Source organism: Nocardiopsis valliformis DSM 45023 (assembly GCF_000340985.1).
GTDB lineage: Bacteria > Actinomycetota > Actinomycetes > Streptosporangiales > Streptosporangiaceae > Nocardiopsis > Nocardiopsis exhalans.
In genome coordinates this window covers 104,730-117,177 of the sequence record NZ_ANAZ01000009.1, presented here as the reverse complement: position 1 = coordinate 117,177, position 12,448 = coordinate 104,730, and the positions used below count along the sequence as shown (strand labels likewise).

Here is a 12,448-nt window from a genome sequence, read left to right as displayed (position 1 = left end):
AAAAAACATCCCCTGAACTGCGGAAATAAAATCCACCCACAGCCCGCACGCCTGTTGCCGATCCCACTCCACGCCGTTCGATACCACGGGCATTTCGAGAGCGAATCCGGAACCACATTCATGTTTCATGTTTTCTCCGCCCCTCCCGAAAACACTCGCGGCCTGCTCAGCGAGCTCCGACCGGCACCGCCCGGGGGCAGGGTCAAGCCCCACCGAGGTGGGTCCGGGCGCACGGCTCGCTCTCCTTCGGCTTGACCCTCACGCGGCGTGAGGCTTCACGATGAGGCACATGAGCGAGAAATACCCCAACTTCCCCGCGTTCAGCGTCAGCCCCGTCCCGCCGCCCGCCGGACCCGACACACCTGCCCCGGAGCAGTTCCGCGGCCTGTACGGCATGCCCATGTTCGTGACCGTGCCGACCGATGACCTGGCGGCCTCCACCGAATTCTGGGTCGACGGGCTCGGTTTCTTCGACTTCTTCACCGTGCCCGGCCAGGTCGTACACCTGCGGCGCTGGGCCTTCCAGGACGTCCTCCTGGTCCCAGGCGAGCGCCCCGCTGAGGCCGCGCCGATGAGCGTCAGCTTCTCCTGCGTGCTGAATCAAATCGACGGGATCGTGTCCGCCTGCGAGAAGGCGCTGCCGGGCTCCGTCAGCGCCCCCCGGCAGATGCCGTGGGGTTCGGTGGAGATCGAGGTCACCACCCCGGAGAACGCCCGGGTGATCATGACCGCGGCCCGCCCCTTCGACCCCGCGAGCGCAGCTGCGGACTACCTCAGGGAGAACGACTTCAACCTCCCCAAGACGCCCGGCGCCTGACACCTAACACCGGGCACCGAGCACCGGATCAAGCAGAACAGGACGAACAGGAGCGGGGGGCGTGCGGCCGAATCGATCGCACGCCCCCTTTTTCAGTGGGCAGGGTCTGGCGGAGTCCAGGCGGGTTCCTCACCGCCCGCGGAGAACGGATCCGGCCTCCACCGAGTCACAGGGGCCAGAGGGACGGCGTCCGAGAACCCCCACCGCCGTACTTCGCTCCCCGCCCAGCCCTACCGCCCAGCTCCCCCCTCAGCGCTACCTCACTCGCCCAATCCTTCCGCCTCGATCGCCCCGCTCGCCCACCCCCGGAGCCACCATGTCCACCGCCCGACAGCCCGAGGACCCCACCGGCCCCGCAACTCCCCAGGGATCCGACTCCCGCCAGCGGCTGGGCGCGCCCGCCTTCGTGCCGCTCGGGCTACTGGCGCTCTTCCTGCCCATCCTGATCTCCCTCTTCGCGCTCATGCCGGCGTACTTCGTCAGCTTCTTGCTCCAGATTTTTCTCGCTGGAACGGGAAGCTCCGAATCGGCCTTGCCGGTGGTCCTGGTACTCGTCACCGCCCTGGCGGGTCTCGGAGTCCTGGCAGCTCTGGTGGCCTGTCTGCTCAAGCTCGCCCGCTGGCCCCACCCTTTCGGGACCACTCTGCTGCTCCTGGCCGCGCCGGTCCTGGCGCTGGCCCAGGGCCCGACCCTGGGGCTGTGGTTCAACAACGGCCCCGGGGCTACCGGAGGCGGGCCCATCGGTCCTGTCTCGCTGGCCCTCTTCTCGACAGGGATGACCGGCCTCGTGGGCTACCTGCTCCTGGCCGCGGTGGTCCTCCCCCTCCTTGCGGTCCAGCTGTGGCGTCAGCGCGAAGCCCGGACGGGTCTCGCCCTGGCGGGCGTGACGCTGGCGCTCGTCCTCCCGCTGACGACCTGGTACACCCTGGCGGACCTGCGGTCCGAAGCCGCGGAGCAGATTCAGTCCTACACGGAGTCGATCGAGGCCTACCCGTATCCCCTCGCCGTCCTCGATTCCCCCGACTGGCGGACCTGGCACCTCCAATTCGGCTCCGAGCACCGCTCCTTCACCGTGGTCTACATCAACGAGGACGACGCGCAACTGAAACTGACCACCCGCCCGGACCACGACCCCGACTGCCCGGAAACCAACGTCCCCGTCTCCCCCGACTGCGAAAGCTTCCGGGTCGAGGTCTCCGGCCTGAACGACGGTCCCTCCGGCTTCGCGTCGTTCAAGACCGATGCGACCGTCCACGGCACCCGCGCCTGGGTGGATCTGACCGAGGTGGCCGCGGAGGGCTACGCGCAGGCCTCGGCGGACGAGGGCACCCCCGCCCCGGCAGCGCTCCTGGAACCCGCCGACAACCCCCGGGAGAGCTTCCTGCAGGGCAAGACCGCGTTCTCCATCGCCCCGATGGGCGTGCGGATGGCCGCCGACCACGTATTCCTGCTGAACCCCGAAGACACCGAGGCGGTCCGGAAACTGGCCGCCGACGCCTACCTGGCGACCTGAGCAGCAGAGGTATCGGCGACCGGTCGTCTCAGGGGTGGGCGATCTACCGCACGATCTGCTGTACGCGCCTGCCCGGGTTCCGCGCTGTCCGCTGGCGTCACTCCCACACTGCGGTCTGCGGGTCCACGCCTTGGGCGCGGGCGTTGGCGTCGATAACGTCGCTCAGCCACACCGACAGACCGGGGGCGAGGCCGTCGTAGTGGGCGCGGAACCCCGGGTCGTCCACGTTGGTCCGGCCGAGGATCACCTGCATGGAGTGCGTGCAGTCGAAGTACACGCTCATCGAGGCCCGGTGCCGCTCGGCCAGGGCGTTTGCCTCCTGGCTTCCGGGCTCGAGACCGGCCCGCAGCGCTTGGACGAGGTCGGTGTTGAGGGCCCGGACCTCCTCCGTGACCAGCTGCCAGTCCTCGGCGGTCTTCTCCGCGGCGCGTTCGGCGAACTGCGCCCACTGGCGGGTGTCGCCCCAGCGCTCCCGGGCCTGTGCGGCCCAGGAGGGCTGCCAGTCCTCGCCGAAGATCGCGACCTGTTCTTCCGCCGACAGCAGGACTCCTTCCTGTCGTGCTTCGGCCATCCGGTCCAGGGCCTCCGCCATCCGCTCCAGCTTGTGGATGCGTTCGCGCAGCCGGTCGCGCTGCTGGAGCAGGGATTCGGTGGCCTCCTCGGCGTCCGCCTCCAGCAGCCGGGCGATCTCCTCCAGCGAGACCCCGAGCTCCCGGTAGACCAGCACGCGGTGGATGCGGGCGATGTCCGCGGCCGTGTAGATCCGGTAACCGGCGGCGGTGCGCTCACTCGGCCCGGCGAGCCCGATCGCGTCCCAGTGGTGCAGCGTGCGGACGGTGACCCCGACGAGGGAGGCCACCACCCCCACGGTCTTGGCCCTGTAGCTCACAGCCCTGTCACCCGCTTCACTGCCGCTCATCATTCGTGCACTGCCACAATCGTCGTCACCCAGAGTAGGGAACGGAGCTCTCTGGAGAGGCTTCGGAGGGACGGTGACCCCTTTGGGCCGCTGATTCTCCACCCCTTCGGGTCAGATCATCAAAGTCTTTCTCACATGCCCCCACCTGCGGGTGGGGGCAGAGTTTCGCGGATTCCGGACCGCTCCGGAGATGATGAAACGCGAAGCGCTGTCTCTGACCGCAACCGGTCACCTTCCGTTGACTCCGGTTCCGCTGTCAGTGGGCAGGCTTACAGTTGGAGTTCGGTCGAAACCGGTTCATTCAACTTCACTCAACGGCGGTTCCCCCACCTCCCGCCCCAGGGCGGCGGCCGGACCTTTCACGAAAGACGGTCCGGTCCGTGCAGGACCCCCGCACCGCCAGAAGGGAAGCCAGCCCATGTCGATTCCCGGGCGTACCTCTGTCGGCCGCTATGAGTTGCGTACGAGGCTCGGCGCGGGCGGTATGGGCACGGTCTGGCATGCCTGGGACCCGGCCCTGCAGCGGGACGTCGCGGTCAAGGAGGTGCTCCTCCCCCAGGGGATGAGCGCCGAAGAACGCGCGGAGGCGCACGCCCGGACCCTGCGCGAGGCGCAGGCGACCGCCCGGATCAGTCACACCGCCGTCGTCACCATCCACGATGTGCTTGAACACGACACCAGCCCGTGGATCGTGATGGAGCTGCTGAGCGGTTCCTCGCTCCAGCACCACCTGGACACCGAGGGGCCGTTGCCAGTCGAGCGGGTCGAGCAGGCGGCGTGGTCGCTGCTGGGCGGGTTGAAGGCGGCGCACGCGGCGGGGGTGACCCACCGCGACGTCAAGCCCGCCAACATCATGTTCACCGAGGACGACCGGACGGTGCTGACCGACTTCGGGATCGCGAACGTGGACGGGAGCACCGCGCTCACCCAGACTGGTGTGTACATCGGCTCCCCCGAGTACATGGCGCCGGAGCGGTTCGAGGGCGAGCGCGCACTGCCCGCCTCGGATCTGTGGAGTCTGGGCGTGACCCTGTACTCGCTACTGGAGGGGCGTTCGCCGTTCAAGCGGGACAGCGTCACGGGGATGATCAGCGCGGTGCTGACCGCTCCGATGCCGCCCCAGCTCTCGCGGAACGGGACCGCGGAGAACCCCCGGAGTCTGGCGCTGCGCGCGTTGATCGCGGCGCTGCTGACCAGGGACGTGTCCGCCCGGCCGAGCCCGCAGCAGGCTCTGGACCTGCTGGAGCGCGAGCGCCAGGCGGCGCAGCGGCACGTGGGGACGCACCAGGCTCCGCTGCCCGACCTCGGAACCGGCCCGCGTCCGGGTCACCTGACCGGGGCGGGCGCCGGAGGAGGCCCCGGGACTGGCCCCGGAGCTGGAACCGGGATGTGGCACTCCGGGCCGCAGCAGCCGCCGCGACCGCAGCAGCACGCACCCCCGGGCGGGCCCGGCCACGACACGCCCAGCCCTTACGCACCCGGCTCCCACCCACCCAGCCCGCACACACACGGCCACAACACACCCAGTCCCTACGGCAGCGCACCCGCGTGGGGGCAGCCGCAGCAGGTACAGGCCGCCCCCACGCGTCCTCCGGCGGCTCTCCCACAGCCACAGCAGCGGGTGCAGCAGCAGGTGCAACCTCACCCGCAGCCCCAGCCCCAACTGCGGCAGCAGCACCTGAGCGGCCCCCAGCAGCCGCAGGTCGGGTATCCGCAGGCCGTGTCGTCGGCGCTGTCCGGGAACACCGCGAGCACGAGCTTCGTGCGCGGGGTGGGGCACACCGGGACCAACCCCGAGACGGTGACGGACCCGGTCAGCGGCCGGTCCGGGAAACCGCCCATGGACAAACCCTCGGCGGTGCTCACCGCCATGGTGATGCTGGGGATCAACGCCCTGGTGCTGTTCGTGCTCACCGCCATCAGCGCGGGGCAGGTGAACGACACCGCCGCCGGGACCAGCTGGGGCACCGTGGTCTTCCTGGGCCTGTGGGGTGCGCTGTCGGCCTTCGGCTCCTTCGGCCTGATCACCCGGTCCCGCCTGGTGTTCGCGCTGGTGGTGGTCGTGCAGGGGGTCGCGGCGGTGGCGCTGGCGCTGAGCATGTTCATCGTGTTCATCTACACGCCGGAGCTGTTGGTGGTCTACGCGCTGATGCTGCTGTACACGCTGAGCATCGGCGGGCTGCTGCTCATCCCCGCCAGGTCCCGCGCCTACTTCGGCCTGGGCTAGACACCCTGGCGGTCTCGGCCGCCATGCCCGGCCTCGCGGTCCCACCCGGCTCACCCGGCACGGCCTGCCCGGGTGAGCCCGGCCGGGGCCGGTCTGTCAGCTCCGGCCGGGCGGAGTCGGTCGGCCGGGCTTTCCGGTGGCGGTTCGGGGCGGCGCGGCAGTACGACCGCGCCGGATTCCCCGAGGACCGTCCCGGTCCCGTCAATCCCAGGAAATGACATGCACGTCCGGCCTGCCCAGCAGTCCCGACGTGCCCTCCTCGGCGAGCTGGCAGAACAGCTCCTCCACCTCGGCGAGAGTGCCCAGACGGCCGTGTGAGACACGCCTGGCGGGGTCCGGGGTCTCCATCCACACAGTGCGGTTCTCCTGCCAGACCATCTGCACGCACACACCGTTGAACGCATGGGCGACCACGAACGCGCCCTCGACCGGGACCACCCTGTACATCAGCGACCGGCATTCCGCCAGGTCCATGGGGATTCCGAGAGCGCTGGTTCCCGCCCCGAGGTGGAAGCCGTCGTCGTAGCAGACGTCGAGGAGCCCGCGCTCGACGGGCCGGGTGTCGCCCTTGAAGGGCAGCGAACCGTCCACCGCCCAGCGGCCGAGGATCTCCTCCAGGTGGCCGAGGGGCAACAGCAGGTCCTCTTCCTCCTTACGGCCCAAACCGTCCAGGCGCTCCGGCTCCATGGTCAGGATCGGCCCCAGCAGGGCGACCGTCCCCAGCACCCGGATCCGGTCGAAGTCGCGTTCCAGGTACAGGGCGTCCCCGGTGATATGGCTGGTCACCTCGACCTGGTACCCCGTGGGCAGCCAGGGCAGGGCAATACGGGAGAACTCCCGGACCGAGGGATCCAGGAAGCTGTGCTCACCCCACCAGGGCACGTACCGATCCTCCAGCGCGTTGGTGAGCCGGACCCGGATCCCCGGTTCCCGGTCCGCGCGGGGGCCCGGGTGCGCGGCCAGGCGGCCCCGGCGCCGACAGCGCCACTCCATGTCCACGCGGATGCGCGGGACCGACTCGTCCGGCCACACGGCGTCGAGGCCGTGCGCATGCAGGACCTCGAGGATCTCCGTCGCCGCCGCCTGCGTCCGGTTCTGCTCACGCGCCGCGAAACTGACCCACAGGCCCCCGCCCAGCAGTGCGAGTTCGATGTCGGACTCGAAGAAGTACACGACTGAGCGGGCCCTGGCGTCCCGGCGGTCGGCGTAGCGCCACACGAACTCCTCCCCGCCGTGGTGCTCCAGACAGCCGTCGCAGCAGTCGAACGCCTCGAACAGCGGCGTCCCGATCCCGGCCAGGGCCTGGCCCGCCCGTTCGAGCCGTTCGACGTCGGTCCGGGCGGACCACCGGCGCTGGGTGCGCAGGTGTTTGGCGAAACTCTGGTCCACGAAGTCGTAGACCTCGGTGGCCCGGGCCCGCAGTTCTTCCGCCTCGCCCCTGTCCGTCTCGCTCTTGCCGGGGGCCGCGCCGTCGGCCGGGGCCTCATCGAACAGGGATCGGCCGGTAGGCGATCGCAGGTGGTCGAGCAGTCGGTCATAGGCTCTTTCCAGCACCTCGGAGAAACCGAGTCGGCCCACGGCGACCATCACGGCCACCCTTTCCCGAAAGTCGTCGAAGGGACTCTCCCCGCTCGACCAGTCATCGCTCATCCGCCCAATCTCTCAGACCGGCCGAACTCGTGTGGCCCGAACCACATAAGCTGCCCCTGGCCGGATCCGGCCGGGACAGGCAGGAAGTACTTCTACCGCGCCGAAACCGCTCCTACCCGCACGGGCGGGGCATCTAGGCGCAATCCTCGCGAAGACCGACCGGGCAGCTACGGAAATCCACCGCGGCACCCGGCACCCGGCACCCGGCACCGAACGGGACTCAGCTCGGATTGTGGGCATGGTAATAACGCGCGATGTCCTCCGGCTTGTGCGTCCGTTCCTCCGACTCCCCCACCAGCAGGAGGAAACCCCGACCAAGAGGATGCGCCTGGATGGCGAAGGGCCCGTCCCCGTTCTGGGACCACACCCTGGATCCGACGTCCACCCCGACCCCGTCCTTCGTTTTCAGTGCCATGAGCCCCTGATAGCACGGGAGCCGCGTCCGACGAGCCGGTGTGACCGGATGCGGTCATCGGTAATCTGGTGCGTCCGGCGGTTCGGTGCCAGAGTTGGAGGCGCCGTCCTCCCTTGCCCGAAGGATGCTTCCCGCTGACTCCGTCACCGTTCCTCGATCGAACCCGGTCCGTTCTCGAACGGGCCCTCTCCGCCCGGACGCCGCTGAGCGGGTCCGCCCTGCTGGCCTTCACCATGTTCGCGCTGGTGGCGATGGTGCTGCCCGAAGTGTGGCTGTCCTGGGACCTGCCCAACCCGCAGATCTGGACCGCGGCGTTCCTGCTGCTGTTGCTCCTGCACGCCGAACGCCCCGGGATGCCGCGGGGCGCCTGGCTCGAACTGTGGACCGCCGCGGCCGTCCTCGCGGTGATGCACCTGGCCCTGCTGGTCTGGTCCCAGTGGGAGCCGGTCGTCCACATCAGGCCCGACCCGGCGGACATGATCCCCTGGTTGGTCGTGTGGGCCTGTGTACTGGCCATGACGGGGCTGCTCATCGCGGCCGCGTTCCGGTACCGGGCCGTGACCTGGGCGGTGGCGGCCGTGCTGGCCGCCCTGCTGGCGGCGCAACTGGCCGGGCTCATCAACCTCCAGGACCTGGAGGCGGTACTCGGCGTCCTCCTGTGCCTGAGCACCGTTCTGCTGGCCGTGCGGCACCGCAGACGCCCCGAACCCCGGACCGCGCTGCTCCTCGCCCTGTGGCCGGCCGCCCTCCTGTTCACGGTCTTCCTCGTGATGAACCACCCCATTGCCTTCCGGTCCTACGGGGTCGTGGTCATGCCCACCACCACGCTGGTCACCTGGGCGTCCCTGGGCCTGCTCACCGCCGCGGTCCTGGTCCGCGCCCGGCAGATCACCCTCGGAGCCGCCGGCGGGACCGAATCCGCGGGCCCGGGGATCTCCGGGCCCGCGTCCGGAGCCTGAGAAGTCTCCGGGTCCTTCCTGGGCCTTCCGCGGTCACTCCTGGGGGAGCTCCATGAGACCGGTGACGGCGGCGTGCACCCTGGTGACGCTCTCGTCGCGCACCCGGCGGGCGACCTCGGCGGTGTCGGCGAGCTCGGCGACCTCCGCGGAGTGCACGGACATCAGGGAGGCCTCCGCGCGCAGATCCGTGTAGGCGTCCATCGAGTCCAGGGCCTCCTGGCACTGCTCCCACTCGCGATGCGCCAGGACCGAGGCCTCCACCAAGCGGCCGTATTCGACGATCTGGTCGACCCGGACCCGGATGTGCCCCTCCACCGCGATGAGGTGCCTGCGCTGGGGTTCGAGCACCTCGCGCACCCGGGGCGAGGAGGCCTGCTGCCACCGCCGGATGTACTCCCGGCGGAGTTCGCGCTGACGGGCCAGCAGGGAGGCGATCCGCCACTCCTGCTCTCGCAGGACCGCCAGCCCCCGCGCAGTGTCCAGGGTGTCGGAGCCGCCGAGCTCCACCCGGGCGTCGGTGACCTTGTCGATGGTCTGCTGGACCGCCACCAGCAGGCCGTGGTCGGCGGCGCTGATGTCCTCGGGCAGCAGGACCCGGTCCCGGTAGTGCTCCTCCGGGGGCTCCTTCACCTGGGCCGTGAGCGTGTCCGCGGTGACCATGCCGACCAGCAGCGCGAACAGTAGCCAGGGGGCACCGGCGGGCGGGTCCAGCGGTAGGAGGTCGAACAACCACAGGGGCGCGGCCACGAGCGCTCCGCCGCCGACCGCGGCGCCGACCCCGCGCACCACCGGGTCGGCCTGTTTGCGCAGGGACAGCGCGGCGACGTAAGCGACCAGGCTGATGCTGGCGATCACCATGCCCAGGTACCAGCCGGCGGTGAGCAGGGCCAGGACCAGGGTGAAGCCGACCCCGAGCAGCTGGACACCGCCCTCGCGTAAGCGCAGGGCTCGGCTGACAGCCTCCCCATCGGTGCGCATGCGGTGCGACTCCGGGGCGTTGGCTTCCCGGTAGATGTCCTCGCGGAGTTCCTCTGGCAGAGCGGTGTCGACTACGGGGCGCGGCCGGATGACGTCCTCACTCATGGGCGGTCCCTCGTGAGTGGTGAGTGTCGGTCGGGGGCTCGTGGCGATCAGGGAGCGCGAAAGGTCGGATGGCTGGGACTGGGGTCGGCTGGCTGAGGCCGGGATCGGATGGCCGGGCCGCGGTGAGACGGGGCCGGTCCGGGTCGGAACGGAGTCCGGCCGGGGCGGGATCGGACGGGGATCGGAGAGCGGGCGGTAGTCTCCTTGATCCCCATCCTTGTTGTGCCCGAACCCGGCTCCCCGCACCCCTTTGTCATCAGTTGTCCGCACGTCCGCGACCCGCATCCGCCCGCACGCCGTTGACCTGCGGGTACGCGGCCGCGCGGGAAAGGTTCGCTACTGGTCGCGGCCGTTAGCGGTCACCAGGGAACCGTCTGCGGGCCGTTCGCGAGTGGGGTTGGTGTCCAGCCAGCGCAGCAGCCCTTCGGAGACCAGGTCGACGCCGATGCGCCCGGAGCGGCCGTCGAGGTCCCGGAAGAGGCACTCACCGTTGCCGAGGTTGCGCAGGATCGCCATGTGGTCCTCGTTGCTGTCCACACCGAGCAGCGACATCACGTCGGCGACCTCGTGCGCCTCACTGGAGCGGAAGGCGAACACCGAGGACAGGCAGTTGGTGACCTGCTCGTTGAGCATGTCGCCCGCGTTCTGGGACACCAGGATGAGCGCGGTGTTGCGGGAGCGGCCCATCCGGGAGACCTCGGGGACCAGCTTGGCGCCCTCAGGGGTGGAGGTGACCGCCCAGGCCTCATCCAGGAAGATCGCCTTGGGCAGGCGCCGGTCCAGGCCGTTCATCAGGCGGCGTGCGAACTGCGAGACCAGGTAGAGGAGCGCGACGGACAGGCGCTGTTCGTAGGAGTAGTCGTCCCGGTTGACCCCGGAGTCGGGCAGGGTGAGCCCGCCCAGGGTGAACACGGTGGTCCATCCCTCGGTGTCGATGCGGGCCTCGCCCTGCGGGTCGAAGCACAGCGAGGCCAGCCGCATCTCAGCCATCGAACCGAGGACCGCGCCGAGGTTGCGGGAGGCGGCGTCCTCGGAGGAGACCAGGTGGTCGACGACCTTGGCCAGGGACGGCTGGGGCTGGTTGGCCACCGTGGCCACCGCCTGGATCATCGCGGACTCGCGCTCCTCGCTCATGCGGGGCAGCAGCAGGCGCAGCGTCTCGGTGGCCATGGTCTTCTTCGCGGCGAGGTCGTCACCGAAGGCGAAGGGGTCGAGCAGGCCGGGCTGGGCCGAACCCAGCGACATGATGCGCGCCTTGCGGCCGCGGTGCTTGAGCAGCTCCACGAGGGACTCGGCGTCGCCCTTGGGGTCGATGGCGGCGACCGTGACCCCGCGCAGGGCCAGCTGGTAGATCATCAGCAGCGCGAGGGTGGTCTTACCGCCGCCGGGCTCACCGGTGATGGCGATGGCGGTGGGGCGGTTGCGGGCCGCGGCGACCATGGGGTCGAAGTGCACGATGGAGCGGGCCCGGCCGATGGTCTCGCCGACGTAGGGGCCGACCCAGCCGCCGCCCTGGGCGTCCACGCGGTCGCCGACGTCCACCGTGGCGGTGGGCATACCGCCCGCGATGGTGCGCAGCGGCTGGCGCTGGGCATAGGCGTTCAGGCGGATGCGGTCACCGGGCAGGGACTCGTTGAACAGGGAGATCTGGTCGCCGGTGGAGTTGATGACGTCGATGCCGATGTCGCGGTAGTGCTCCACGACCGCCTCGACGTGCTGGACCAGGAGACGTTCGGTGGGTGCGGAGACCATGAGCCGGTGCCAGCCGTAGACGAACGGCAGGCGCTCCTTGGTGATGCCGTGCTCCAGCATGCGGGCGGCGTCGATCTGCTCGGCCAGCGCGATGGGCGCCTCCACCCCGGCCTCGCGGATATGGGCGTCCATGTCGCGGGCGTGCGCGAGCTTGCGGCCGACGTCCTTGGAGGCCTTCGCGGGCGGGATGAGCTTCATCCGCAGCGAGATCTCCACGGGGAACGGCAGCGCGTCCGCGTGGTGCAGCCAGGGTTCGCCGTCGGGGAAGGGCATGAGGTCCGGGAAGCGGGAGAACGACAGGAACGCCACGTAGGTGGACCCGGCGGGCTGTTCCAGGCGCAGCATGGAGCGACCGTTGTGGATCACCCCGTCCACGAGCTGCTCGATCTCGCCGCGCCCCCAGGTGCGGCGGCCCGCTGCAGAGGGGCGGATCTCCTCGGCGGTACCGCTGACCGCGTGCCGGATGAGCCAGGCGACCTCGTCGGAGGTGGCGTGCCGGGCGTGCAGAGAGCTCGCGGCCAGGGCGCGGCCCAGGCGCTCGGACTGGTCGGTCCAGCGGGCGATCTCCTTGTCGTCGATCGCGTCGTCGTTGATCCCCAGAATCTGCTCGGTGCGCTGGTAGGCGCCGAAGAACTGGGAGAACAGACCGAGCCCCGCGCCCGCGTTGCGCGGCCCCAGGCGCACGCCGAGGTAGACCTCCTTGGTCCAGAAGTCCTTGGCCCACACGTGCCGGTACATCTCGTCGAGGTAGTCGTACCAGCCGGGGCCGGCGTCCGCGGTCTCGTCCAGCCGGGTGGCCCACTGCGCGGCCGGGTAGGTGCGGTGCGCGACGCGCAGGTGCACCTCGGCGTCGTTCATCCGGATGGCGGCGAGGGCGATGGTGATGTTCGTGGCGAGCGCCTGGCGCTCCTCGGGGGTGGTGAACTCGTAGGACACCGTGGGGAGGCGAAAGTAGGCCCAGGCCTCGTTGTCGCTGAACAGCACGCGGTCGTCGAAGTAGCGGACCGCGAGACGGGTCGCGCCCCGGGTTCCCCTGGTGCCGGTCATGTCGCGATCGCCTTGCCCTTCTGGTCACGTTGCGGCTGAGGGTGCCGCCTCCATACTGGAGCATCG

Annotated in this window: 9 protein-coding genes; 4 read left to right on the top strand and 5 right to left on the bottom strand. The window is 70.1% G+C overall.

Annotated features, from left to right (window positions below):
* The first annotated feature begins 289 nt into the window (after nucleotides 1–289).
* Nucleotides 290–817 carry a VOC family protein gene (locus tag D457_RS0110540; RefSeq protein ID WP_017580630.1) on the top strand — a complete coding sequence of 176 codons (528 nt, stop codon included), beginning with the start codon at nucleotides 290–292 and terminating at the stop codon, nucleotides 815–817.
* Nucleotides 818–1,133: 316 nt separating this feature from the next.
* Nucleotides 1,134–2,330 (top strand): hypothetical protein, encoded by a 1,197-nt coding sequence (locus D457_RS0110535; RefSeq protein ID WP_017580629.1) that lies wholly within the window; start codon nucleotides 1,134–1,136, stop codon nucleotides 2,328–2,330.
* A gap of 97 nt (nucleotides 2,331–2,427) precedes the next feature.
* Here D457_RS0110535 and D457_RS0110530 read toward each other — a convergent pair whose 3' ends face one another.
* A complete protein-coding gene (locus tag D457_RS0110530) occupies nucleotides 2,428–3,219 on the bottom strand; it encodes a MerR family transcriptional regulator (protein ID WP_017580628.1) in 792 nt (263 codons plus the stop codon).
* 448 nt (nucleotides 3,220–3,667) lie between these two features.
* Between D457_RS0110530 and D457_RS34060 the strand changes: the two genes are divergently transcribed.
* Nucleotides 3,668–5,476: a serine/threonine-protein kinase gene (locus D457_RS34060; protein ID WP_160167396.1), complete on the top strand. Its 1,809-nt coding sequence runs from the start codon at nucleotides 3,668–3,670 to the stop codon at nucleotides 5,474–5,476.
* Nucleotides 5,477–5,677: 201 nt separating this feature from the next.
* Here D457_RS34060 and D457_RS0110520 read toward each other — a convergent pair whose 3' ends face one another.
* Together D457_RS0110520 and D457_RS0110515 are read right to left on the bottom strand one after the other, a co-directional pair.
* On the bottom strand, nucleotides 5,678–7,126 hold the full coding sequence (locus D457_RS0110520) for a DUF6891 domain-containing protein (RefSeq protein ID WP_017580627.1): 1,449 nt from the start codon (nucleotides 7,124–7,126) through the stop codon (nucleotides 5,678–5,680).
* 220 nt (nucleotides 7,127–7,346) lie between these two features.
* Nucleotides 7,347–7,541 carry a hypothetical protein gene (locus tag D457_RS0110515; protein WP_026116524.1) on the bottom strand — a complete coding sequence of 65 codons (195 nt, stop codon included), beginning with the start codon at nucleotides 7,539–7,541 and terminating at the stop codon, nucleotides 7,347–7,349.
* Between the two features lie 113 nt (nucleotides 7,542–7,654).
* On the opposite strand from D457_RS0110515, the gene D457_RS0110510 reads away from it, so the two are divergent.
* The gene (locus D457_RS0110510; protein WP_017580625.1) at nucleotides 7,655–8,500 is read left to right on the top strand and encodes a hypothetical protein; all 846 of its coding nucleotides are present in this window, start codon (nucleotides 7,655–7,657) and stop codon (nucleotides 8,498–8,500) included.
* Between the two features lie 33 nt (nucleotides 8,501–8,533).
* Here D457_RS0110510 and D457_RS0110505 read toward each other — a convergent pair whose 3' ends face one another.
* Nucleotides 8,534–9,583 carry a hypothetical protein gene (locus tag D457_RS0110505; protein WP_017580624.1) on the bottom strand — a complete coding sequence of 350 codons (1,050 nt, stop codon included), beginning with the start codon at nucleotides 9,581–9,583 and terminating at the stop codon, nucleotides 8,534–8,536.
* Nucleotides 9,584–9,919: 336 nt separating this feature from the next.
* On the bottom strand, nucleotides 9,920–12,382 hold the full coding sequence (locus D457_RS0110500) for an ATP-binding protein (protein WP_017580623.1): 2,463 nt from the start codon (nucleotides 12,380–12,382) through the stop codon (nucleotides 9,920–9,922).
* Between the last annotated feature and the right edge of the window lie 66 nt (nucleotides 12,383–12,448).

What these genes read in the sequence shown, in the direction of transcription:
- D457_RS0110540 (WP_017580630.1), top strand. Translation starts at nt 290, where the DNA reads ATGAGCGAGAAATACCCCAACTTCCCCGCGTTCAGCGTCAGCCCCGTC.
- D457_RS0110535 (WP_017580629.1), top strand. Translation starts at nt 1,134, where the DNA reads ATGTCCACCGCCCGACAGCCCGAGGACCCCACCGGCCCCGCAACTCCC.
- D457_RS34060 (WP_160167396.1), top strand. Translation starts at nt 3,668, where the DNA reads ATGTCGATTCCCGGGCGTACCTCTGTCGGCCGCTATGAGTTGCGTACG.
- D457_RS0110520 (WP_017580627.1), bottom strand. Translation starts at nt 7,126, where the DNA reads ATGAGCGATGACTGGTCGAGCGGGGAGAGTCCCTTCGACGACTTTCGG.
- D457_RS0110515 (WP_026116524.1), bottom strand. Translation starts at nt 7,541, where the DNA reads ATGGCACTGAAAACGAAGGACGGGGTCGGGGTGGACGTCGGATCCAGG.
- D457_RS0110505 (WP_017580624.1), bottom strand. Translation starts at nt 9,583, where the DNA reads ATGAGTGAGGACGTCATCCGGCCGCGCCCCGTAGTCGACACCGCTCTG.
- D457_RS0110500 (WP_017580623.1), bottom strand. Translation starts at nt 12,382, where the DNA reads ATGACCGGCACCAGGGGAACCCGGGGCGCGACCCGTCTCGCGGTCCGC.